Source organism: Enterobacter cloacae complex sp. BZL2005 (genome assembly GCF_049238885.1).
Taxonomy (GTDB): Bacteria; Pseudomonadota; Gammaproteobacteria; order Enterobacterales; family Enterobacteriaceae; genus Enterobacter; species Enterobacter roggenkampii.
Map to the genome: position 1 here is coordinate 1 of NZ_JBMKGI010000024.1, position 22,335 is coordinate 22,335.

Below are 22,335 nucleotides of genomic sequence, written 5' to 3' on the forward strand. Positions count from 1 at the left end.
AAGCCACACACCAAGTTCGAATCTGAAGTGTACATCCTGTCCAAAGACGAAGGCGGCCGTCATACTCCGTTCTTCAAAGGCTACCGTCCACAGTTCTACTTCCGTACGACTGACGTGACCGGTACCATCGAACTGCCAGAAGGCGTTGAGATGGTAATGCCAGGCGACAACATCAAGATGGTTGTGACGCTGATCCACCCAATCGCGATGGACGACGGTCTGCGTTTCGCAATCCGTGAAGGTGGCCGTACCGTTGGCGCGGGCGTGGTTGCTAAAGTTCTCGGCTAATTGCTGATAACATTTGACGCAATGCGCAATAAAAGGGCATCATTTGATGCCCTTTTTGCACGCTTTCACGTCAGAACCTGGCTCATCAGTGATTATTTTTGTCATAATCATTGCTGAGACAGGCTCTGCAGAGAGCGTATAATTCGAAAAGCGAATTAGCATTTCGATTTGGTTTGCCTCGCAATCGCGGGGTGAAAATGTTTGTAGAATACTTCTGACAGGTTGGTTTATGAGTGCGAATACCGAAGCTCAAGGGAGCGGGCGCGGCCTGGAAGCGATGAAATGGGTAGTAGTAGCCGTTCTGCTGATCGTAGCGATTGTCGGTAACTACCTTTATCGTGACATGATGCTGCCGCTACGCGCGCTTGCAGTGGTAATTCTGATTGCTGCAGCGGGTGGTGTCGCGCTGTTGACGACGAAAGGCAAAGCGACCGTCGCTTTTGCTCGCGAAGCGCGTACCGAAGTCCGTAAGGTAATTTGGCCGACTCGCCAGGAAACATTGCACACCACGCTGATCGTAGCGGCGGTTACCGCTGTAATGTCACTGATCCTGTGGGGACTGGATGGTATTCTGGTTCGCCTGGTATCCTTTATCACTGGCCTGAGGTTCTGAGATGTCTGAAGCCCCTAAAAAGCGCTGGTACGTCGTTCAGGCGTTTTCCGGTTTTGAAGGCCGCGTAGCAACGTCGCTGCGTGAGCATATCAAATTACACAACATGGAAGAGTTATTTGGCGAAGTTATGGTTCCGACCGAAGAAGTGGTCGAGATCCGTGGCGGCCAGCGTCGCAAAAGCGAGCGCAAATTCTTCCCGGGTTACGTGCTGGTTCAGATGGTGATGAACGACGCGAGCTGGCACCTGGTGCGCAGCGTACCGCGCGTGATGGGCTTTATCGGCGGCACGTCTGACCGTCCGGCGCCAATCAGCGACAAAGAAGTGGATGCGATTATGAACCGCCTGCAGCAGGTGGGTGATAAGCCGCGTCCGAAAACGCTGTTTGAACCGGGTGAAATGGTTCGTGTTAATGACGGTCCGTTTGCTGACTTTAACGGCGTCGTTGAAGAAGTGGACTACGAAAAGTCCCGCCTGAAAGTTTCTGTATCTATCTTCGGTCGTGCGACCCCGGTAGAACTGGACTTTGCGCAGGTCGAAAAAGCCTAAGCAGCGATCAAAAAAGCGACGATTTAATCGTTGCACAGGGCGCGAGATTGGAATACAATTTCGCGCCTTTTGTTTTTATGGGCCCGGCCCGTAAAACGAATTTTATTCACGGGGAGCCTCACTGAGGCGCTATTACCCAATCAGAGGATTTTAGAATGGCTAAGAAAGTACAAGCCTACGTCAAGCTGCAGGTTGCAGCTGGTATGGCGAACCCAAGTCCACCAGTTGGTCCAGCTCTGGGTCAGCAGGGTGTGAACATCATGGAATTCTGTAAAGCGTTCAACGCAAAAACTGAATCCCTGGAAAAAGGTCTGCCAATCCCAGTCGTAATCACTGTTTACGCTGACCGTTCTTTCACTTTCGTTACCAAAACCCCTCCTGCAGCAGTTCTGCTGAAGAAAGCGGCTGGTATCAAGTCTGGTTCCGGTAAACCGAACAAAGACAAAGTGGGTAAAATTTCCCGCGCTCAGCTGCAGGAAATCGCGCAGACCAAAGCTGCCGACATGACTGGTGCCGACATTGAAGCGATGACTCGCTCAATCGAAGGTACTGCACGTTCCATGGGCCTGGTAGTGGAGGACTAAGAAATGGCTAAACTGACCAAGCGCATGTCCGTGATCCGTGACAAAGTTGATGCGACCAAACAGTACGACATCAACGAAGCTATCGCTCTGCTGAAAGAACTGGCTACCGCTAAGTTCGTTGAAAGCGTTGACGTTGCCGTTAACCTGGGCATCGACGCGCGTAAATCCGATCAGAACGTTCGTGGCGCAACTGTACTGCCACACGGTACTGGCCGTTCCGTACGTGTAGCTGTATTTGCTCAGGGTGCAAACGCTGAAGCTGCTAAAGCTGCCGGCGCTGAACTGGTAGGTATGGAAGATCTGGCTGATCAGATCAAGAAAGGCGAAATGAACTTTGACGTTGTTATTGCTTCTCCAGATGCAATGCGCGTTGTTGGCCAGCTGGGCCAGGTTCTGGGTCCACGCGGCCTGATGCCAAACCCGAAAGTGGGTACTGTAACCCCTAACGTTGCTGAAGCGGTTAAGAACGCTAAAGCAGGTCAGGTTCGTTATCGTAACGACAAAAACGGCATCATCCACACCACCATCGGTAAAGTGGACTTTGACGCTGACAAACTGAAAGAAAACCTGGAAGCTCTGCTGGTTGCGCTGAAAAAAGCAAAACCAACTCAGGCGAAAGGCGTGTACATCAAGAAAGTTAGCATCTCCACCACCATGGGTGCAGGTGTTGCAGTTGACCAGGCTGGCCTGAGCGCTGCTGCAAACTAATGCCTTTACGTGGGCGGTGATTTTGTCTACAATCTTACCCCCACGTTTGCTAACGAAAGTTAGCGGCTAAAAGAATTGTTCGTTGGAGCCTGGCCTAATCCAGGCCTCCGTCGAAGACCGCAGGTGTTTCGCAAGAGACTTAATCCCCTGCGTAGACGGTGACAGAACGCTAAGATTATTTTTGGATACTCTGGCTTGTTTCTGCTCACCGTATTAAGACGCTCTTTCCGTTGGGGAGAGTGAAGTGAGTTCCGGAACATGAGTTCCGGCAAACATCCAGGAGCAAAGCTAATGGCTTTAAATCTTCAAGACAAACAAGCGATTGTTGCTGAAGTCAGCGAAGTAGCCAAAGGCGCGCTGTCTGCAGTAGTTGCGGATTCCCGTGGCGTTACTGTAGACAAAATGACTGAACTGCGTAAAGCAGGTCGTGAAGCTGGCGTATACATGCGTGTTGTTCGTAACACCCTGCTGCGCCGTGCTGTTGAAGGTACCTCTTTTGAGTGCCTGAAAGACACGTTTGTTGGTCCGACCCTGATTGCATACTCTATGGAACACCCGGGCGCTGCTGCTCGTCTGTTCAAAGAGTTCGCGAAAGCGAATGCAAAATTTGAGGTCAAAGCCGCTGCCTTTGAAGGTGAGCTGATCCCGGCGTCTCAGATCGACCGCCTGGCAACTCTGCCGACCTACGAAGAAGCAATTGCACGCCTGATGGCAACCATGAAAGAAGCTTCGGCTGGCAAACTGGTTCGTACTCTGGCTGCTGTACGCGATGCGAAAGAAGCTGCTTAATCGCAGTTATCTTTATAAAGCATCTGCTTACGTATAAACTTATTCTGATATTCAGGAACAATTTAAATGTCTATCACTAAAGATCAAATCATTGAAGCAGTATCCGCTATGTCCGTAATGGACGTTGTTGAGCTGATCTCTGCAATGGAAGAAAAATTCGGTGTTTCTGCTGCTGCTGCTGTAGCTGTAGCTGCGGGCCCAGCTGCTGACGCTGCTGAAGAGAAAACTGAATTCGACGTAATTCTGAAAGCTGCTGGCGCGAACAAAGTTGCAGTAATCAAAGCTGTTCGTGGCGCTACCGGTCTGGGTCTGAAAGAAGCTAAAGACCTGGTAGAATCTGCTCCAGCTGCGCTGAAAGAAGGCGTGAGCAAAGACGACGCAGAAGCACTGAAAAAATCTCTGGAAGAAGCTGGCGCTGAAGTTGAAGTTAAATAAGCCAACTTTTCTGGTTGCAGCCTAAGTCATTAGGCTGATGGCTGGTGACTTTTTAGTCACCAGCCTTTTTGCGCTGTAAGGCCTCGGTAGCATTTCACACTGTTTGACTATCGATGTGTCTTTCAATGCTTGTTTCTATCGACGACTTAATATACTGCGACAGGGTGCTCGCTCTGTGTAAATCGCAATGAAATGGTTTAAGCGTGATAGCAACAGGTATTGCGGAAAGTATTCAATTTTCCGGTCCACAAAATGGTGTTGCACAAACTGTCCCTTCGTCGGACAGATGGGTCGACTTGTCAGCGAGCTGAGGAACCCTATGGTTTACTCCTATACCGAGAAAAAACGTATTCGTAAGGATTTTGGTAAACGTCCACAAGTTCTGGACATTCCATATCTCCTTTCTATCCAGCTTGACTCGTTCCAGAAGTTTATCGAGCAAGATCCTGAAGGGCAGTACGGTCTGGAAGCAGCCTTCCGCTCCGTGTTCCCGATTCAGAGCTACAGCGGTAACTCCGAGCTGCAGTACGTCAGCTACCGCCTTGGCGAACCGGTGTTTGACGTTCAGGAATGTCAGATCCGTGGCGTGACCTATTCCGCACCGCTGCGCGTGAAACTGCGTCTGGTGATCTACGAGCGCGAAGCGCCGGAAGGCACCGTAAAAGACATTAAAGAACAAGAAGTCTACATGGGTGAAATTCCACTCATGACAGACAACGGTACTTTCGTTATTAACGGTACTGAGCGTGTTATCGTTTCCCAGCTGCATCGTAGCCCGGGCGTCTTCTTCGACAGCGATAAAGGTAAAACGCACTCTTCCGGTAAAGTACTGTATAACGCACGCATCATTCCTTACCGTGGTTCCTGGCTGGACTTCGAGTTCGATCCAAAAGACAACCTGTTTGTCCGTATCGACCGTCGTCGTAAACTGCCTGCAACCATCATTCTGCGTGCACTGAACTATACCACTGAGCAGATCCTGGACCTGTTCTTTGAGAAAGTGATCTTTGAAATCCGCGACAACAAGCTGCAGATGGAGCTGGTGCCGGAACGTCTGCGTGGTGAGACCGCGTCGTTCGACATCGAAGCCGACGGCAAAGTGTATGTGGAAAAAGGTCGCCGTATCACCGCGCGCCACATCCGCCAGCTGGAAAAAGATGATATCAAACACATCGAAGTTCCGGTTGAATACATTGCAGGAAAAGTAGCCGCGAAAGATTACGTTGATGAATCAACTGGCGAGCTGATCTGCCCGGCTAACATGGAGCTGAGCCTGGATCTGCTGGCTAAGCTGAGTCAGGCTGGCCACAAACGTATCGAAACGCTGTTCACCAACGATCTGGACCACGGTCCGTACATCTCTGAGACTGTACGCGTCGACCCAACCAACGATCGTCTGAGCGCGCTGGTTGAAATCTACCGCATGATGCGTCCTGGTGAGCCACCAACTCGCGAAGCGGCTGAAAGCCTGTTCGAGAACCTGTTCTTCTCCGAAGACCGCTACGATCTGTCCGCGGTTGGTCGTATGAAGTTCAACCGTTCTCTGCTGCGCGACGAAATCGAAGGTTCCGGTATCCTGAGCAAAGACGACATCATCGAAGTGATGAAGAAGCTCATCGATATCCGTAACGGCAAAGGCGAAGTGGACGACATCGACCACCTCGGCAACCGTCGTATCCGTTCCGTAGGCGAAATGGCGGAAAACCAGTTCCGCGTTGGCCTGGTACGTGTAGAGCGTGCGGTGAAAGAGCGTCTGTCTCTGGGCGATCTGGATACCCTGATGCCTCAGGATATGATCAACGCCAAGCCGATTTCTGCAGCAGTGAAAGAGTTCTTCGGTTCCAGCCAGCTGTCTCAGTTCATGGACCAGAACAACCCGCTGTCTGAGATTACGCACAAGCGTCGTATCTCTGCACTCGGCCCAGGCGGTCTGACCCGTGAGCGTGCAGGCTTCGAAGTTCGAGACGTACACCCGACGCACTACGGTCGCGTATGTCCAATCGAAACGCCTGAAGGTCCAAACATCGGTCTGATCAACTCCCTGTCCGTGTACGCACAGACTAACGAATACGGTTTCCTCGAGACCCCGTACCGTAAAGTGACCGACGGTGTTGTTACCGACGAAATTCACTACCTGTCTGCTATCGAAGAAGGCAACTACGTTATCGCTCAGGCGAACTCCAACCTGGATGACGAAGGCCACTTTGTAGAAGATCTGGTGACCTGCCGTAGCAAAGGCGAATCCAGCTTGTTCAGCCGCGACCAGGTTGACTACATGGACGTATCCACCCAGCAGGTGGTATCCGTCGGTGCGTCCCTGATCCCGTTCCTGGAACACGATGACGCCAACCGTGCATTGATGGGTGCGAACATGCAACGTCAGGCCGTTCCAACTCTGCGTGCTGATAAGCCGCTGGTTGGTACCGGTATGGAACGTGCTGTTGCCGTTGACTCCGGTGTTACTGCAGTTGCTAAGCGTGGCGGTACTGTTCAGTACGTGGATGCATCCCGTATCGTTATCAAAGTTAACGAAGACGAGATGTACCCGGGCGAAGCAGGTATCGACATTTATAACCTGACCAAATACACCCGTTCTAACCAGAACACCTGTATCAACCAGATGCCTTGCGTATCTCTGGGTGAGCCAGTTGAGCGCGGCGACGTGCTGGCAGACGGTCCGTCCACCGACCTCGGTGAACTGGCGCTCGGTCAGAACATGCGCGTAGCGTTCATGCCGTGGAACGGTTACAACTTCGAAGACTCCATCCTCGTCTCCGAGCGTGTGGTTCAGGAAGATCGTTTCACCACCATCCACATTCAGGAACTGGCGTGCGTGTCCCGTGACACCAAGCTGGGGCCAGAAGAGATCACCGCTGACATCCCTAACGTGGGTGAAGCTGCGCTCTCCAAACTGGATGAATCCGGTATTGTTTACATCGGTGCGGAAGTGACCGGCGGCGACATTCTGGTGGGTAAGGTTACGCCGAAAGGTGAAACCCAGCTGACGCCAGAAGAGAAACTGCTGCGTGCCATCTTCGGTGAGAAAGCGTCTGACGTTAAAGACTCTTCTTTGCGCGTACCAAACGGTGTTTCCGGTACGGTTATCGACGTTCAGGTCTTCACTCGTGATGGCGTTGAGAAAGATAAGCGTGCGCTGGAAATCGAAGAGATGCAGCTCAAACAGGCTAAGAAAGACCTGTCTGAAGAACTGCAGATCCTCGAAGCGGGTCTGTTCAGCCGTATCTATGCGGTGCTGGTTGCCGGTGGCGTTGAAGCTGAGAAGCTCGACAAACTGCCACGCGATCGCTGGCTGGAACTGGGCCTGACCGACGAAGAGAAACAAAATCAGCTGGAACAGCTGGCTGAGCAGTATGACGAACTGAAACACGAGTTCGAGAAAAAACTCGAAGCGAAACGCCGCAAAATCACTCAGGGCGACGATCTGGCACCAGGCGTGCTGAAGATTGTTAAGGTCTATCTGGCTGTTAAACGTCAGATCCAGCCTGGTGATAAGATGGCAGGTCGTCACGGTAACAAGGGTGTTATCTCTAAGATCAACCCGATCGAAGATATGCCGCACGATGCTAACGGTACGCCGGTAGATATCGTACTGAACCCACTGGGCGTACCGTCTCGTATGAACATTGGTCAGATCCTGGAAACTCACCTGGGTATGGCTGCGAAAGGCATCGGCGACAAGATTAACGCCATGCTGAAACAGCAGCAGGAAGTCGCGAAACTGCGCGAATTCATCCAGCGTGCCTACGATCTGGGTACCGACGTGCGTCAGAAAGTCGACCTGAACACCTTCAGCGATGAAGAAGTGCTGCGTCTGGCAGAGAACCTGCGCAAAGGTATGCCAATTGCAACGCCGGTATTCGACGGTGCAAAAGAAGCTGAAATTAAAGAGCTGCTGCAACTGGGTGGTCTGCCAACGTCTGGTCAGATTACGCTGTTTGACGGCCGTACCGGTGAACAGTTCGAACGTCCGGTAACCGTAGGTTACATGTACATGCTGAAACTGAACCACCTGGTCGACGACAAGATGCACGCTCGTTCTACCGGTTCTTACAGCCTGGTTACTCAGCAGCCGCTGGGTGGTAAGGCACAGTTCGGTGGTCAGCGCTTCGGGGAGATGGAAGTGTGGGCGCTGGAAGCATACGGCGCGGCATACACCCTGCAGGAAATGCTCACTGTTAAGTCTGATGACGTGAACGGTCGTACCAAGATGTATAAGAACATCGTGGACGGCAACCATCAGATGGAACCAGGCATGCCAGAATCCTTCAACGTACTGTTGAAAGAGATTCGTTCGCTGGGTATCAACATCGAACTGGAAGACGAGTAATTCTCGCTCAAACAGGTCACTGGTGCCGGGTTAACCCCCGGCACCGGATTGTGCTAACTCCGACGGGAGCAAATCCGTGAAAGATTTATTAAAGTTTCTGAAAGCGCAGACTAAAACCGAAGAGTTTGATGCGATCAAAATTGCTCTGGCTTCGCCAGACATGATCCGTTCATGGTCTTTCGGTGAAGTTAAAAAGCCGGAAACCATCAACTACCGTACGTTCAAGCCTGAACGTGACGGCCTTTTCTGTGCGCGTATTTTCGGGCCAGTAAAAGATTACGAGTGCCTGTGCGGTAAGTACAAGCGCCTGAAACACCGCGGTGTGATCTGTGAGAAGTGCGGCGTTGAAGTGACCCAGACCAAAGTGCGCCGTGAGCGCATGGGCCACATCGAGCTGGCGTCTCCGACTGCTCACATCTGGTTCCTGAAATCACTGCCGTCCCGTATCGGTCTGCTGCTGGATATGCCGCTGCGTGATATCGAACGTGTTCTGTACTTCGAATCTTATGTGGTTATCGAAGGCGGGATGACGAACCTGGAACGTCATCAGATCCTGACTGAAGAGCAGTATCTGGACGCGCTGGAAGAGTTCGGTGACGAATTCGACGCGAAGATGGGTGCGGAAGCTATTCAGGCTCTGCTGAAGAGCATGGATCTGGAGCAAGAGTGCGAGCAGCTGCGTGAAGAGCTGAACGAAACCAACTCCGAAACCAAGCGTAAAAAGCTGACCAAGCGTATCAAACTGCTGGAAGCGTTCGTTCAGTCTGGTAACAAGCCAGAGTGGATGATCCTGACCGTTCTGCCGGTTCTGCCGCCAGATCTGCGTCCACTGGTTCCGCTGGATGGTGGTCGTTTCGCAACGTCCGATCTGAACGATCTGTATCGTCGAGTGATCAACCGTAACAACCGTCTGAAACGTCTGCTGGATCTGGCTGCGCCGGACATCATCGTACGCAACGAAAAACGTATGCTGCAGGAAGCGGTAGATGCCCTGCTGGATAACGGTCGTCGCGGTCGTGCGATCACCGGTTCTAACAAACGTCCTCTGAAATCTTTGGCCGACATGATCAAAGGTAAACAGGGTCGTTTCCGTCAGAACCTGCTCGGTAAGCGTGTTGACTACTCCGGTCGTTCTGTAATCACCGTAGGTCCATACCTGCGTCTGCATCAGTGCGGTCTGCCGAAGAAAATGGCACTGGAGCTGTTCAAACCGTTCATCTACGGCAAGCTGGAACTGCGTGGCCTGGCCACCACCATCAAAGCCGCTAAGAAAATGGTTGAGCGTGAAGAAGCTGTCGTTTGGGATATCCTGGACGAAGTTATCCGCGAACACCCGGTACTGCTGAACCGTGCACCAACCCTGCACCGTCTGGGTATCCAGGCATTTGAGCCAGTCCTGATCGAAGGTAAAGCGATCCAGCTGCACCCGCTGGTTTGTGCGGCATATAACGCCGACTTCGATGGTGACCAGATGGCTGTTCACGTACCGCTGACGCTGGAAGCCCAGCTCGAAGCGCGTGCGCTGATGATGTCTACCAACAACATCCTGTCTCCAGCGAACGGTGAGCCAATCATTGTTCCTTCTCAGGACGTTGTACTGGGTCTGTACTACATGACCCGTGACTGTGTTAACGCCAAAGGCGAAGGCATGGTGCTGACTGGCCCGAAAGAAGCTGAGCGTATTTATCGCGCTGGCCTGGCCTCTCTGCATGCGCGCGTTAAAGTGCGTATCACCGAATACGAAAAAGATGCAAACGGCGAATTCGTTGCGAAAACCAGCCTGAAAGACACGACCGTTGGCCGTGCCATTCTGTGGATGATCGTACCGAAAGGTCTGCCTTTCTCCATCGTCAACCAGGCGCTGGGCAAGAAAGCGATCTCCAAAATGCTGAACACCTGTTACCGCATTCTGGGCCTGAAGCCGACCGTTATCTTCGCTGACCAGACTATGTACACCGGCTTTGCTTATGCAGCGCGTTCAGGTGCATCTGTTGGTATCGATGACATGGTCATCCCAGAGAAGAAACACGAGATCATCTCTGAAGCGGAAGCTGAAGTTGCTGAGATCCAGGAGCAGTTCCAGTCTGGTCTGGTTACCGCAGGCGAACGCTATAACAAAGTTATCGATATCTGGGCAGCGGCGAACGATCGTGTATCCAAAGCGATGATGGATAACCTGCAGACCGAAACCGTGATTAACCGTGACGGCGTAGAAGAGCAGCAGGTTTCCTTCAACAGCATCTACATGATGGCCGACTCCGGTGCGCGTGGTTCTGCAGCACAGATTCGTCAGCTGGCAGGTATGCGTGGTCTGATGGCGAAGCCAGATGGCTCCATCATCGAAACGCCAATCACCGCGAACTTCCGTGAAGGTCTGAACGTACTCCAGTACTTCATCTCCACGCACGGTGCGCGTAAAGGTCTGGCGGATACCGCACTGAAAACCGCGAACTCCGGTTATCTGACGCGTCGTCTGGTAGACGTTGCGCAGGATCTGGTTGTGACCGAAGACGATTGTGGCACCCTCGAAGGTATCACCATGACCCCGGTTATCGAGGGGGGTGATGTTAAAGAGCCACTGCGCGATCGCGTACTGGGTCGTGTGACCGCGGAAGACATCCTGAAGCCGGGCACCGCAGACATTCTGGTTCCACGCAACACCCTGCTGCACGAACAGTGGTGTGACCTGCTGGAAGCGAACTCTGTTGACTCCGTGAAGGTGCGTTCCGTTGTATCCTGTGACACCGACTTTGGTGTATGTGCGCACTGCTACGGTCGTGACCTGGCGCGTGGCCACATCATCAACAAAGGTGAAGCCATCGGCGTTATCGCGGCACAGTCCATCGGTGAGCCGGGTACACAGCTGACGATGCGTACGTTCCACATCGGTGGTGCGGCATCTCGTGCGGCTGCTGAATCCAGCATCCAGGTGAAAAACAAAGGTAGCATCAAGCTCAGCAACGCGAAATCGGTTGTGAACTCCAGCGGTAAACTGGTTATCACTTCACGTAACACCGAGCTGAAGCTGATCGACGAATTCGGTCGTACCAAAGAGAGCTATAAAGTGCCTTACGGTGCGGTTATGGCGAAAGGTGATGGCGAGCAGGTTGCCGGCGGTGAAACCGTTGCAAACTGGGATCCACACACCATGCCGGTTATCACCGAAGTAAGTGGTTTCATCCGCTTCACTGACATGATCGACGGCCAGACCATTACTCGTCAGACTGACGAGCTGACCGGTCTGTCTTCTCTGGTGGTTCTGGATTCTGCTGAACGTACTACCGGCGGTAAAGATCTGCGTCCTGCACTGAAAATCGTTGATGCTCAGGGTAATGACGTTCTGATCCCAGGTACCGATATGCCTGCGCAGTACTTCCTGCCGGGTAAAGCGATTGTACAGCTGGAAGATGGCGTACAGATCAGCTCTGGTGACACCCTGGCGCGTATTCCTCAGGAATCCGGCGGTACCAAGGACATCACCGGTGGTCTGCCACGCGTTGCGGACCTGTTCGAAGCACGTCGTCCGAAAGAGCCGGCAATCCTGGCTGAAATCAGCGGTATCATCTCCTTCGGTAAAGAGACCAAAGGTAAGCGCCGTCTGGTTATCACTCCAGTAGATGGCAGCGAACCGTACGAAGAGATGATTCCTAAGTGGCGTCAGCTCAACGTGTTCGAAGGTGAACGCGTAGAACGTGGTGACGTGGTTTCCGACGGTCCAGAAGCGCCGCACGACATCCTGCGTCTGCGTGGTGTGCATGCTGTTACTCGTTACATCGTTAACGAAGTACAGGACGTATACCGCCTGCAGGGCGTTAAGATTAACGATAAACACATCGAAGTTATCGTTCGTCAGATGCTGCGTAAAGCAACCATCGAAAACGCGGGCAGCTCCGAGTTCCTTGAAGGCGAGCAGGTGGAATACTCACGCGTCAAGATCGCTAACCGCGAACTGGAAGCGAACGGCAAAATCGGTGCGACCTTCTCGCGCGATCTGCTGGGTATCACCAAAGCGTCTCTGGCAACCGAGTCCTTCATCTCTGCAGCATCGTTCCAGGAAACGACTCGTGTCCTGACCGAAGCCGCTGTTGCAGGTAAACGTGATGAACTGCGCGGTCTGAAAGAGAACGTTATCGTGGGTCGTCTGATCCCGGCTGGTACCGGTTATGCGTACCATCAGGATCGTATGCGTCGTCGTGCTGCAGGCGAACTGCCAGCTGCACCGCAGGTTACTGCTGAAGATGCATCCGCGAGCCTGGCAGAACTGCTGAACGCAGGTCTGGGTGGCTCCGACAACGAGTAATCGTTGAGTCGCTAATAAAAAACCCGCTTCGGCGGGTTTTTTTATATCTGCACTATTTCAGTTTACTAATGGGATCCGTCGATACAGCTCAATCATATCGCCCGCCAGGTCCTGTATGACCATGGCGTTCATCAGGTGATCCTGCGAGTGGACGGTGATCAGGTTAACCGGAAGCTTCCCGGTCCCTTCATCAAGACCGATAAGCTGCGTCTGTATGGTGTGCGCATGCTTCACATATTCCCGCGACTCTTCCATCGCTTTTTCGGCTTCGTCAAACTCACCTTTACGCGCCATCTGCAATGCCGTCAGGGCCGCACTGCGCGCCGCGCCTGCGTTAACAAGCAGTTCCATAATCGTGGTTTCTAAGTCTTCCATTATGACTCCAGAAGTTTGAGCGCTTTATCCAGTACGGCATCACCTTTCATCATGCCGTAATCCATCATGTCGATCACCGCGACCTTTTTGCCCAGCGGGTCGGCCTGAGCCTGTAATTTAGCCTGCTCGTATTTAACCTGTGGCCCCAGCAGTACGATGTCGGCCGTTGCGATGTTGTCTTTAAACTCCGCAACCGGAACGGCTTTAATGGTGACTTCAACCCCTTTTTTCTGCGCGGCGTCTTTCATACGTTGAACCAGCATGCTGGTTGACATTCCCGCTGCACAGCATAAAACGATGTTCTTCATAATCAGCCTCGATCTACATGTGTTTATTGATAATTATCCCGTGCAGACCGCTTCAACAACCGCTTTACCGCGATTGTGTGTCAGGCATCACAAAGAAACAGGCGTTTTTCTGAAACCGGTTACAATTTTACATTGCCGGGTACCCGGCCCGTCGAAACGGGCAGGGTGAAAGCGAGAGGATTAGCTGATGGGTGTGCGAACGATTCGATTTTTTCCCTGCTGTTTGGCGCTGTAGAGGGCGTTATCAACGCTTCCGACAAATTGTTCCAGCGGTTCAAAATGCCACTCTCCAAGACCGCCGCTGAACGTAACCCGCAGGTTTTCTTCCCGCCAGACGCGTTTTTCAACGGCGGTACGCCACGCTTCCAATAATGAGAGCGCGGAAGACATCTGCTCCGCCTGGAAGATTACGGCGAACTCTTCTCCGCCATAACGGTAAACCGAGACGTGATGTGGCTGCATAATCTGGATCCCTTCACGAGCCACGTTGCGCAGAACGATATCACCGGTCAGGTGACCCAGCGTGTCGTTAATTGACTTGAAGTTATCAATATCCACCAGCGCCATCGCGAAGGGCTGCTGGGCATTCAGCAGCTCTGCGATATCGCTGTCGAACGCACGGCGGTTTTTACAGCCCGTCAGCGCATCGTGGGTGGCCTGGCGCACATACGCCATTTCGCGCTCTTTATTGGACTGAATCGTGTGGCTCAACATCGCTTCAAGGCGCGGTGCCTCGTTAACGTCGCCAGTTTTGATGGCATTGATAATGTGCATCAGCACGCTACGCGAGGCGTGGCGGAGGTATAAGCCGAAAAGGATGATGATGATGGCCGCCAGCGCAAACCCCCAGCCAACGATCGTCGTTTCGTGGCGGGTGATATCGGTGAGCGTCGCACCGGATACCCGGTAGATGACAAACCAGTCCGGGTTGGTAAACGAGTAATAGTAATACCAGGCGTTGCTTTTCTTGTCGTAAAGATGGCCTTCGCCGCTGGTCATTTTGTCCATCAGCGCTTCGCTCACGTACTGCTTGAAGAGCGCGCCGGTATCCGGATGCAGCACCACAGCACCGTCGCGTTCGACGACGAAGAATTCCCCCTGAACGGGTGCCACCATCTGGCGCAGGGTATAGCCCATTGACGTCAAATCAAGATGAAAGGCGATCGTTCCCTTCAGTCTGCCCTCCGGCGAGATCAACGGCTTATAAAGTGTCACCGTCGGATGGCCGGTAAAGTAGTCCATGTAGGGACGGGTATAGTGGCTGAAGATGCTGGCTTCCGCCTGAGCGACAAACCACGGCCGCGTTCGGGGATCGAAGGATTTACTCTTCTCCGTGGGGAGCACCTCCGGTGCGCGCAGATAATGCCCCTGCGTATCGGCAAGCGAAATGGAGGAGACGGTCGGCATCAGGTTCTGCAAATGCATGACCATCTGCAGCCCCTGCGTCGGGTTAAGGTTTAGCGTCTCGTTTAGCCTGTCGTCGCGCGCAAAGTACATCGCGGAACGGCCCAGAATATAGTCGTTTTCACGCAGGATAGATTCGGTGTAGTTCACCGCCAGGTTGTGCGTGAAGTTGCTATTGATCTTATGATAATCCTCAAGAAAATCCTTTCGTTGCGAAAGCGTCACCGCGATCGCGATCACCGCAAAACTGCAGAGGATCCCCGCAAAGCTGAGCATAATGGGCCGGGTAAAAGAGAGCTTTTTGCTGTGAAGTGCCATGAGCTGTACATCGTTCCTGATGGTGAATACTTTTCGTCTGCCGATATCCTCTCAGCATAGTCGCTGCCCTGCGGTTAGCGGTGAATTATACGGCACGCGATTTTTGACAGGATGATTTATCTTAAGAACCATTAAGAAAATACTTATTAAAATGGCATGAGCCGTTTTTGCAATGAACCAGAGGCAGGGCGAAACGAGGAAGAAGCTTTTCGCCCTGGTCAGCATCCGTTGCTGACCGTGTGACAATAAAAAACCGGACGATCGCTGACAATCTTCCGGTTTTGCCTTTTCGTCGCGGCTCGACAATTTTTTAACGTGTTGCAGTGCGTTTCAACGTCACTGCGAGGCTCTTCCCAGCCAGCTGTCCCAGTCTTTCCAGACAGGCTGAAGACCCTGCGCCGTCAGGGCGGCGGCGACCGCTTCCGGGCGTCGTCCGTCATGAGGTGCAAATTGTTCCAGTTCCGGATGGTCGTCGGCGTAACCGCCAGGCTGCGTTTTGGAAAACGCGCTGACGTTGTTAATTGCAATCGGGATGACGCGATCGCGAAATGCCGGAGACTCGCGCGTTGAGAGCGATAATTCCACTTCCGGAGCGAGCAGGCGAAACGCGCAAATGGTCTGCACCAGCTGGCGTTCATCCATCAGCGAAGCCGGTTCAATTCCTCCCGCGCAGGGACGCAGGCGCGGGAAGGAGATGGAGTATCGGCTCTGCCAGTAGTGCTGCTGCAACCACAGCAGATGTTCCGCCACCATGTAACAATCCACCCGCCAGCTGTCGGAGAGCCCGATCAGCACACCCAGACCGATTTTGTCGATACCGGCGCGACCCAGCCTGTCCGGCGTTTCCAGGCGGAAGAAGAAATCCTGTTTCTTGCCCTTCAGGTGGTGTCGGGCGTACGTCGCCTCGTGGTAGGTTTCCTGATAGACCATGACGCCGTCCAGCCCGAGCGCTTTGAGCTCCGCGTACTCCTCCTGCGACAGAGGCTGCACTTCCATCTGCAACGACGCAAACTGACGACGAATGGCGGGAAGGTGCCGACGGAAATAGTCCATTCCCACTTTCCCCTGATGTTCGCCCGTGACCAGCAAAAGATGTTCAAAGCCCATTTCACGGATGGCCGCACACTCACGGGCAATCTCAGCCTCATCGAGCGTTTTACGCTTGATGCGGTTGCTCATGGAGAAACCGCAGTAGGTGCAGTCATTGGCGCACAGGTTGGAGAGATAGAGCGGCACGTAGAAACTCACCGTGTTGCCAAACCGCTGGCGGGTAAGCCGCTGCGCTCGCTGGGCCATCGGTTCGAGGTAGGCGCTGGCCGCCGGGGAGAGCAGGGCCATCAGATCCTCGCGGGTCAGATGACGGGCCTGCAGCGCGCGCTCCACGTCAGCCGCCGTTTTGCTGTTGATACGCAGGGCAATGTCGTCCCAGTTAAGCTGGCGCCAGCGCTCGGTAAACGTGCTCATGAGATCGCCTCCAGAAAACCGGTCAGCGGGCTGGTGGCCTGCGCCTGGAAACTGCGCGAGCCGGGGCCGGATCCCCTTGCCAGCAGGCCAGCCTCCACGGCCAGGCGGAACGCACGCGCCATCATGACCGGATCGTCGGCAACCGCGATAGCCGTATTCACCAGCACCGCGTCGGCGCCCATCTCCAGCGCCTGCGCGGCATGGCTGGGCACGCCAATGCCTGCATCCACCACCACCGGTACGGTGGCCTGTTCAATAATGATTTCCAGCATCGCGCGGGTCTCCAGCCCCTGGTTGGAGCCAATGGGGGCCCCCAGCGGCATGACGGCAGCGCAGCCGACCTCTTCCAGCCGTTTGCACAGGACAGGGTCGGCCCCGCAGTAAGGCAGGACGGTAAACCCTTGCTGCACCAGCTTTTCAGCCGCTTTCAGCGTTTCAATCGGATCGGGCAGCAGCCAGCGGGCATCCGGATGGATTTCCAGCTTCAACCAGCGGGTGCCGAGCGCCTCCCGTGCCAGCTGTGCGGCAAAAATCGCCTCTTCTGCCGTTTTGGCGCCTGAGGTGTTGGGCAACAGCGTGACGCCCGCTTCCAGCAACGGAGCCAGAATGGCATCGCTGTGATGGCGCAGATCCACGCGCTTAAGCGCCAGCGTCACCAGCTGGCTGCCGCTTTCGCGAATGGCCTCCACCATCAGCTGCGGCGAGGCGAATTTTCCGGTTCCGGTAAACAGATGCGAATCAAAGACTTTATCGGCAATACGTAACATCTCAGCCCCCTGCGATAACCTGAAACAGCAGGATCTGGTCGCCTTCATTGACCTGCTGATGTTCCCACTGCTCGCGCGGCAGGATCTGTTGATTGAGCGCCAGCGCCGTTCCCGGCTTGAGCTGACGCAGCTTGTCGAGCAGTGTGGCAACGGTGAGCCCGTCGTCGCAGCTCATCGGCTCATCGTTAAACAGAATGCGCATCGCGGCCTCCGCACACCGGGCAGTGGCTGGCGCGATGCAGCGCCAGATGACGCCAGCCGCTGGAGCGGGCATCAAACAGCCGCAGCGTATTGCGTTCCGTCTCCATGCCGCTGAGCAGCTTGATGGCCTCCAGCGCCTGCATCGTGCCCATCACGCCGACCACCGGACCCAGAATGCCCGCCGTACGGCAGTTGCGCGTCGGCTCGGCATCGTCCGGCCACAGGCAGCGATAGCAGCCCTGCGTCCACGGTGGCGTCAGAACCATCATTTGCCCGCCGAACCCCACCGCGCTGGCGGTGATAAGCGGCGTATGGTTTACCACGCAGGCGGCGTTGATCGCCTGGCGCGTCGCCATGTTGTCGGTACAGTCCAGCACCACGTCGGCAAGGGCGACTTCACGGTGCAGGCTTTCACCGCCAAGCCGCTCCTGTAGGGCAATCAGTTCGATATCCGGGTTAAGCTGATGCAGCCTCTGCCGGGTGATCTGCGCTTTCGGCTGGTTGATATCCTCGGTGGTAAAGAGGATTTGTCGCTGCAGGTTGCTGAGGTGGACCTCGTCGTCGTCGGCCAGCACCAGCGTGCCGATACCCGCGCCTGCCAGATAGAGCGCGGCGGGTGCGCCTAATCCCCCCAGGCCAACAATCAGCACCCGGCTGGCGAGCAGTTTTTGCTGCCCGTCGATGGCGATATCTTCCAGCAGGATCTGACGGCTGTAGCGCATAAAGTCGCGATCATTCATCGCCTGCTCCTGCCAGCTGTAAAAGCTGTTCGGTGGCGGCCTGCCAGTCTGCGGCCTGGGTGATGGCGCTGACGACGGCGATGCTGCCCACGCCGGTCTCCAGCACCGCCGGGGCGCGTTCAAGGCTGATTCCGCCGATGGCGACGGTGGGGTAGTCGGCAAGGCGTTTAACGTGACCCGCCAGTTGCGTCAGACCCTGCGGAGCAGAGGGCATCTGCTTGGTTTGCGTCGGGAAGACGTGACCGAGCGCGATGTAAGAGGGACGGGCCGCCAGGGCCACGTCGATCTCCATGTCATCGTGTGTTGACACACCAAGACGCAACCCGGCGTCACGGATTGCGCTCAGATCCGTTGTTTCCAGGTCCTCCTGACCCAGATGCACGCCGTACGCCCTGTGCTTAACGGCCAGCCGCCAGTAGTCATTGATAAACAGGCGGGCGTTATACCGACGCCCCAGCGCAATGGCGGCAACCACATCGGCTTCCACCTCCTCATCGCGTTTATCCTTGATGCGCAGCTGGAGGGTGCGAACGCCTGCCTCCAGCAGGCGCGCTATCCACGCCACGCTGTCCACCACCGGATAGAGCCCTAAACGGTAGGGAACGGGTGGGAAATCGGGCTGGTACATTACGCCTCCTCTTTTTTGAGGTAGATTTCGCCGCCTTTGGCGCGGAAGGCTTCGGACATGTCCGCCATACCCACTTCAATGGTTTGCGTGGCGGCGTAGTCGCGCACCTCCTGGCTGATTTTCATCGAGCAGAACTTCGGCCCACACATGGAGCAGAAGTGCGCGACTTTGCCCGATTCCTGCGGCAGGGTTTCGTCGTGGTAGGCGCGGGCGGTGAACGGATCCAGCGCCAGGTTGAACTGGTCTTCCCAGCGGAATTCAAAGCGCGCCTTCGACATGGCGTTATCACGGATTTGCGCGCCCGGGTGGCCTTTGGCCAGATCCGCCGCGTGGGCGGCAATTTTGTAGGTGATCAGCCCCTGTTTCACGTCCTCTTTGTTAGGCAGGCCGAGGTGCTCTTTCGGCGTCACGTAGCAGAGCATGGCGCAGCCGAACCAGCCGATCATCGCCGCGCCAATGCCTGACGTGAAGTGGTCATAGCCCGGCGCGATGTCGGTGGTCAGTGGCCCCAGCGTGTAGAACGGCGCTTCGTGGCAGTGCTCCAGCTCTTCGGTCATGTTGCGGCGGATCATCTGCATCGGCACGTGTCCCGGGCCTTCAATCATCACCTGCACGTCATACTCCCAGGCGATTTTGGTCAGCTCGCCCAGCGTGTGCAGCTCGGCAAACTGCGCTTCGTCGTTAGCGTCGCGGATGGAGCCCGGGCGCAGGCCGTCGCCCAGCGACAGAGAGACATCGTACGCGGCGCAGATTTCGCAGATCTCGCGGAAGTGTTCGTAGAGGAAGTTCTCCTGGTGATGGGAGAGGCACCACTTCGCCATGATCGAACCGCCGCGCGAGACGATGCCGGTCAGACGCTTCGCGGTCATCGGCACGTAGCGCAGCAGCACGCCCGCGTGAATGGTGAAGTAGTCCACGCCCTGTTCCGCCTGCTCCAGCAGCGTGTCGCGGAACGCTTCCCAGGTAAGGTTTTCGGCGATGCCGTTGACCTTCTCCAGCGCCTGGTAAATCGGGACGGTGCCAATCGGAACCGGGCTGTTACGCAGGATCCATTCGCGGGTTTCGTGAATATAGCGGCCGGTGGAGAGATCCATTACCGTGTCCGCGCCCCAGCGCGTTGACCAGACAAGCTTTTCAACCTCTTCTTCGATGGAGGAGGTGACGGCCGAGTTACCGATGTTAGCGTTGACCTTCACCAGGAAGTTGCGGCCGATAATCATCGGCTCGGATTCCGGGTGGTTAATGTTGGCGGGGATGATCGCGCGGCCTGCGGCCACTTCGTCACGCACAAATTCCGGCGTGATGTTCTCCGGCAGGCGTGCGCCAAAGCCTTCGCCCGGGTGCTGGTAGCGCAGCACTTCGCTGCGGATACGCTCGCGGCCCATGTTCTCGCGGATGGCGATGAACTCCATCTCCGGCGTGACGATCCCCTGGCGGGCGTAGTGCAGCTGCGTCACGCATTTGCCCGCTCTGGCGCGTTTTGGCGTCAGCAGGCCGGTAAAGCGCAGCGCGTCCAGACCGTCGTCGGCCAGGCGTTCTTTGGTGTATGCAGAACTGCGTACGTTCAGTTCTTCGCAGTCGTTACGCGCCTCTATCCACGGCTGGCGCAGCTTTGCCAGACCCTGCTGGACGTTGATAGCCACATCAGGATCGCCGTACGGGCCGGAGGTGTCATACACCGGCACGGCTTCGTTGTCTTCATACTGCGGATTCTCTTTGCTGCCGCCGATAAGCGTCGGGCTGAGCTGGATTTCGCGCATCGGGACGCGGATATCGGCCTGCGAGCCGGAAATGTAGATGCGTTTCGAGTTCGGGAAAGCGGTGCCTTCCAGGGTGTCGATGAAATGTTGGGCCTGTGCACGCTGTTCGCGGCGGGTCAGTTTTGCAGTAGACATAGCTCATTCCAAAAGTGAAGGACATGGCTTGTCAGACGACGGATGAAGCAAGAGAGGATCGCCCGGGGGGCGATACAACAGCAGTGTGACTCTTGTTCCCTTCGCAGGTATTAGCCTGATCAGGTTCCGCGGATCCCGAATTAACGGTCTCAGCCCGGCTTTCGCTCTGGGCACTCCGACAAGAAAAATCCCCCTCGTGAGAGGGGCGAATGGTTGTAAATTACTCGTTAACGATTAAGAACTCAAGCCGGGCGCGCGATGTTATCTTCGGGGCTGGCGTCCAGGACGAGGCTAATCAGCTTATCTTCCAGCGTGAATCGCTCTTCCAGCGCTTCGCCAAGGTCGGAAAGCGCCTGCTGGAACTCAAGATAGTTATCGTGATCGATGGCGTTCTCAAGCGTGGAATCGTAGTAGTCCATGATCTGCTGGGTGTTAGCTTCCAGCAGCGGACAAAGCTTGCTGGCCGCTAAATACGGCGTTGTCCCTTCCATTTCGCGGATAATGCGTTCATAAATATTGAAATGGCCGTCGGACAGATAGTCGACCAGGCTCTGACAAAAATCATCCAGCGCTTTTTCATTCAGCCGCATAAACGATTCTTTGCCAGGCTTAAGACCGACCAGATTGTAATAAGCCACGAGTAGATGCTTGCGCACATGTAGCCAGCGATCCACCAGTTTGTTACTTCCTCTAACGCGCTCAGTCAGGCTTTCTAGCTGGTTTAACATGGTCGACTCCGCAAAGTGTAGGATTGAATCTGCTCATCCAGAATGTAACCACAATGCTAACAACATGTCAGTGAAGCGAAGGTAGTGCAATAGATATGGATCGTATTATTGAAAAATCAGATCTGGGTTGGTGGATCGTCAGTCACGAACAAAAATTATGGTTGCCCGGTGGAGAGCTGCCCTACGGTGCGGCGGAAACGTTTGATCTCGTGGGCCAGCCTGCGCTGAAGATCGGCGAGTGGCAGGGTGAGCCCGTGTGGTTGATCCAACAATCGCGTCGTCAGGATATGGGATCCGTTCGCCAGGTGTTGGATCTGGACGTAGGCCTGTTCCAGCTGGCGGGGCGGGGCGTACAGCTGGCGGAGTTTTACCGCTCGCACAAATACTGCGGCTATTGCGGCCATACCATGCACCCGAGTAAAACCGAGTGGGCGATGCTCTGCAGCCACTGCCGCGAACGTTATTACCCACAAATTGCGCCGTGCATTATCGTCGCTATCCGTCGGGATGACTCTATTTTGCTTGCACAGCATACCCGCCATCGCAACGGCATTCATACCGTGCTGGCCGGGTTCGTCGAAGTGGGCGAAACGCTGGAGCAGGCAGTGGCGCGCGAGGTGATGGAAGAGAGCGGAATCAAAGTGAAGAACCTGCGCTACGTCACCTCCCAGCCGTGGCCGTTCCCGCAGTCGCTGATGACGGCCTTTATGGCCGACTATGACAGCGGCGAGATCGTTATCGATCAGAAAGAGCTGCTGGATGCGAACTGGTATCGCTATGACGATCTACCGCTGCTCCCCCCACCGGGTACCGTGGCGCGTCGGCTGATAGAAGATACCGTAGCGATGTGTCGGGCCGAGTATGAGTAGTGTTACACTGAGGCCATGACGCTTAA

19 protein-coding genes, 1 pseudogene and 1 riboswitch are annotated in these 22,335 nt (G+C 54.9%); of the genes and pseudogenes, 10 read left to right on the plus strand and 10 right to left on the minus strand.

Features of this window, described 5'->3' with window-relative positions; translation table 11 throughout:
* From tuf to rpoC, 9 genes and pseudogenes are all read left to right on the plus strand, one after another.
* Positions 1 to 288 (plus strand): annotated as a pseudogene (tuf, locus tag ACOTXI_RS23040) (elongation factor Tu); the annotation flags it as partial.
* 229 nt (positions 289 to 517) lie between these two features.
* Positions 518 to 901, plus strand: coding sequence for a preprotein translocase subunit SecE (gene secE / locus ACOTXI_RS23045; RefSeq protein ID WP_003862342.1), 384 nt, complete (start codon positions 518 to 520; stop codon positions 899 to 901).
* 1 nt (position 902) lies between these two features.
* The gene (gene nusG, locus ACOTXI_RS23050; RefSeq protein WP_003862341.1) at positions 903 to 1,448 is read left to right on the plus strand and encodes a transcription termination/antitermination protein NusG; all 546 of its coding nucleotides are present in this window, start codon (positions 903 to 905) and stop codon (positions 1,446 to 1,448) included.
* A gap of 155 nt (positions 1,449 to 1,603) precedes the next feature.
* On the plus strand, positions 1,604 to 2,032 hold the full coding sequence (rplK, locus tag ACOTXI_RS23055) for a 50S ribosomal protein L11 (RefSeq protein WP_008503452.1): 429 nt from the start codon (positions 1,604 to 1,606) through the stop codon (positions 2,030 to 2,032).
* Between the two features lie 3 nt (positions 2,033 to 2,035).
* Positions 2,036 to 2,740: a 50S ribosomal protein L1 gene (gene rplA, locus ACOTXI_RS23060; protein ID WP_006810530.1), complete on the plus strand. Its 705-nt coding sequence runs from the start codon at positions 2,036 to 2,038 to the stop codon at positions 2,738 to 2,740.
* A gap of 291 nt (positions 2,741 to 3,031) precedes the next feature.
* On the plus strand, positions 3,032 to 3,529 hold the full coding sequence (gene rplJ / locus ACOTXI_RS23065) for a 50S ribosomal protein L10 (RefSeq protein WP_013095001.1): 498 nt from the start codon (positions 3,032 to 3,034) through the stop codon (positions 3,527 to 3,529).
* A gap of 66 nt (positions 3,530 to 3,595) precedes the next feature.
* Positions 3,596 to 3,964: a 50S ribosomal protein L7/L12 gene (gene rplL / locus ACOTXI_RS23070; RefSeq protein ID WP_013095002.1), complete on the plus strand. Its 369-nt coding sequence runs from the start codon at positions 3,596 to 3,598 to the stop codon at positions 3,962 to 3,964.
* A 319-nt stretch (positions 3,965 to 4,283) separates the two neighbouring features.
* Positions 4,284 to 8,312 carry a DNA-directed RNA polymerase subunit beta gene (gene rpoB / locus ACOTXI_RS23075; RefSeq protein WP_008503453.1) on the plus strand — a complete coding sequence of 1,343 codons (4,029 nt, stop codon included), beginning with the start codon at positions 4,284 to 4,286 and terminating at the stop codon, positions 8,310 to 8,312.
* A 76-nt stretch (positions 8,313 to 8,388) separates the two neighbouring features.
* A complete protein-coding gene (gene rpoC, locus ACOTXI_RS23080) occupies positions 8,389 to 12,612 on the plus strand; it encodes a DNA-directed RNA polymerase subunit beta' (protein ID WP_008503454.1) in 4,224 nt (1,407 codons plus the stop codon).
* Positions 12,613 to 12,669: 57 nt separating this feature from the next.
* Here rpoC and ACOTXI_RS23085 read toward each other — a convergent pair whose 3' ends face one another.
* The 10 genes from ACOTXI_RS23085 to ACOTXI_RS23130 form a co-directional block, all read right to left on the minus strand.
* Positions 12,670 to 12,987 carry a PTS lactose/cellobiose transporter subunit IIA gene (locus ACOTXI_RS23085; RefSeq protein WP_008503455.1) on the minus strand — a complete coding sequence of 106 codons (318 nt, stop codon included), beginning with the start codon at positions 12,985 to 12,987 and terminating at the stop codon, positions 12,670 to 12,672.
* On the minus strand, positions 12,987 to 13,295 hold the full coding sequence (locus ACOTXI_RS23090; RefSeq protein WP_008503456.1) for a PTS sugar transporter subunit IIB: 309 nt from the start codon (positions 13,293 to 13,295) through the stop codon (positions 12,987 to 12,989). The genes ACOTXI_RS23085 and ACOTXI_RS23090 overlap by 1 nt, the downstream gene beginning before the upstream one ends.
* Before the next feature lie 180 nt (positions 13,296 to 13,475).
* A complete protein-coding gene (locus tag ACOTXI_RS23095) occupies positions 13,476 to 15,017 on the minus strand; it encodes a sensor domain-containing diguanylate cyclase (RefSeq protein WP_058654402.1) in 1,542 nt (513 codons plus the stop codon).
* Positions 15,018 to 15,353: 336 nt separating this feature from the next.
* A complete protein-coding gene (gene thiH, locus ACOTXI_RS23100; protein WP_058654401.1) occupies positions 15,354 to 16,481 on the minus strand; it encodes a 2-iminoacetate synthase ThiH in 1,128 nt (375 codons plus the stop codon).
* A complete protein-coding gene (gene thiG, locus ACOTXI_RS23105) occupies positions 16,478 to 17,248 on the minus strand; it encodes a thiazole synthase (protein WP_021242958.1) in 771 nt (256 codons plus the stop codon). Before thiG ends, thiH begins: the two co-directional genes overlap by 4 nt.
* A gap of 1 nt (position 17,249) precedes the next feature.
* Positions 17,250 to 17,450 carry a sulfur carrier protein ThiS gene (gene thiS / locus ACOTXI_RS23110; protein WP_058654400.1) on the minus strand — a complete coding sequence of 67 codons (201 nt, stop codon included), beginning with the start codon at positions 17,448 to 17,450 and terminating at the stop codon, positions 17,250 to 17,252.
* The gene (locus tag ACOTXI_RS23115; RefSeq protein WP_032654577.1) at positions 17,434 to 18,189 is read right to left on the minus strand and encodes a HesA/MoeB/ThiF family protein; all 756 of its coding nucleotides are present in this window, start codon (positions 18,187 to 18,189) and stop codon (positions 17,434 to 17,436) included. Before ACOTXI_RS23115 ends, thiS begins: the two co-directional genes overlap by 17 nt.
* A complete protein-coding gene (thiE, locus tag ACOTXI_RS23120; protein ID WP_021242961.1) occupies positions 18,182 to 18,817 on the minus strand; it encodes a thiamine phosphate synthase in 636 nt (211 codons plus the stop codon). The genes ACOTXI_RS23115 and thiE overlap by 8 nt, the downstream gene beginning before the upstream one ends.
* Positions 18,817 to 20,712, minus strand: coding sequence for a phosphomethylpyrimidine synthase ThiC (gene thiC / locus ACOTXI_RS23125; protein WP_045409537.1), 1,896 nt, complete (start codon positions 20,710 to 20,712; stop codon positions 18,817 to 18,819). The genes thiE and thiC overlap by 1 nt, the downstream gene beginning before the upstream one ends.
* A gap of 79 nt (positions 20,713 to 20,791) precedes the next feature.
* Positions 20,792 to 20,900, minus strand: a riboswitch (TPP riboswitch).
* A 54-nt stretch (positions 20,901 to 20,954) separates the two neighbouring features.
* Positions 20,955 to 21,440: an Rsd/AlgQ family anti-sigma factor gene (locus tag ACOTXI_RS23130; protein WP_008503464.1), complete on the minus strand. Its 486-nt coding sequence runs from the start codon at positions 21,438 to 21,440 to the stop codon at positions 20,955 to 20,957.
* Between the two features lie 95 nt (positions 21,441 to 21,535).
* Here ACOTXI_RS23130 and nudC point away from each other — a divergent pair, with 95 nt between their 5' ends.
* Complete coding sequence (nudC, locus tag ACOTXI_RS23135) at positions 21,536 to 22,309, plus strand: NAD(+) diphosphatase (protein WP_008503465.1); 774 nt, start codon at positions 21,536 to 21,538, stop codon at positions 22,307 to 22,309.
* The last annotated feature ends 26 nt before the right edge of the window (positions 22,310 to 22,335 follow it).

Coding starts and splice junctions, on each gene's coding strand:
- ACOTXI_RS23095 (WP_058654402.1), bottom strand. CDS start 15,017: ATGGCACTTCACAGCAAAAAGCTCTCTTTTACCCGGCCCATTATGCTC.
- thiE (WP_021242961.1), bottom strand. CDS start 18,817: ATGTACCAGCCCGATTTCCCACCCGTTCCCTACCGTTTAGGGCTCTAT.
- ACOTXI_RS23090 (WP_008503456.1), bottom strand. CDS start 13,295: ATGAAGAACATCGTTTTATGCTGTGCAGCGGGAATGTCAACCAGCATG.
- thiC (WP_045409537.1), bottom strand. CDS start 20,712: ATGTCTACTGCAAAACTGACCCGCCGCGAACAGCGTGCACAGGCCCAA.
- rplL (WP_013095002.1), top strand. CDS start 3,596: ATGTCTATCACTAAAGATCAAATCATTGAAGCAGTATCCGCTATGTCC.
- secE (WP_003862342.1), top strand. CDS start 518: ATGAGTGCGAATACCGAAGCTCAAGGGAGCGGGCGCGGCCTGGAAGCG.
- nusG (WP_003862341.1), top strand. CDS start 903: ATGTCTGAAGCCCCTAAAAAGCGCTGGTACGTCGTTCAGGCGTTTTCC.
- ACOTXI_RS23085 (WP_008503455.1), bottom strand. CDS start 12,987: ATGGAAGACTTAGAAACCACGATTATGGAACTGCTTGTTAACGCAGGC.
- thiH (WP_058654401.1), bottom strand. CDS start 16,481: ATGAGCACGTTTACCGAGCGCTGGCGCCAGCTTAACTGGGACGACATT.
- thiS (WP_058654400.1), bottom strand. CDS start 17,450: ATGCGCATTCTGTTTAACGATGAGCCGATGAGCTGCGACGACGGGCTC.
- rplJ (WP_013095001.1), top strand. CDS start 3,032: ATGGCTTTAAATCTTCAAGACAAACAAGCGATTGTTGCTGAAGTCAGC.
- rpoB (WP_008503453.1), top strand. CDS start 4,284: ATGGTTTACTCCTATACCGAGAAAAAACGTATTCGTAAGGATTTTGGT.
- thiG (WP_021242958.1), bottom strand. CDS start 17,248: ATGTTACGTATTGCCGATAAAGTCTTTGATTCGCATCTGTTTACCGGA.
- ACOTXI_RS23115 (WP_032654577.1), bottom strand. CDS start 18,189: ATGAATGATCGCGACTTTATGCGCTACAGCCGTCAGATCCTGCTGGAA.
- rplA (WP_006810530.1), top strand. CDS start 2,036: ATGGCTAAACTGACCAAGCGCATGTCCGTGATCCGTGACAAAGTTGAT.
- nudC (WP_008503465.1), top strand. CDS start 21,536: ATGGATCGTATTATTGAAAAATCAGATCTGGGTTGGTGGATCGTCAGT.
- rplK (WP_008503452.1), top strand. CDS start 1,604: ATGGCTAAGAAAGTACAAGCCTACGTCAAGCTGCAGGTTGCAGCTGGT.
- ACOTXI_RS23130 (WP_008503464.1), bottom strand. CDS start 21,440: ATGTTAAACCAGCTAGAAAGCCTGACTGAGCGCGTTAGAGGAAGTAAC.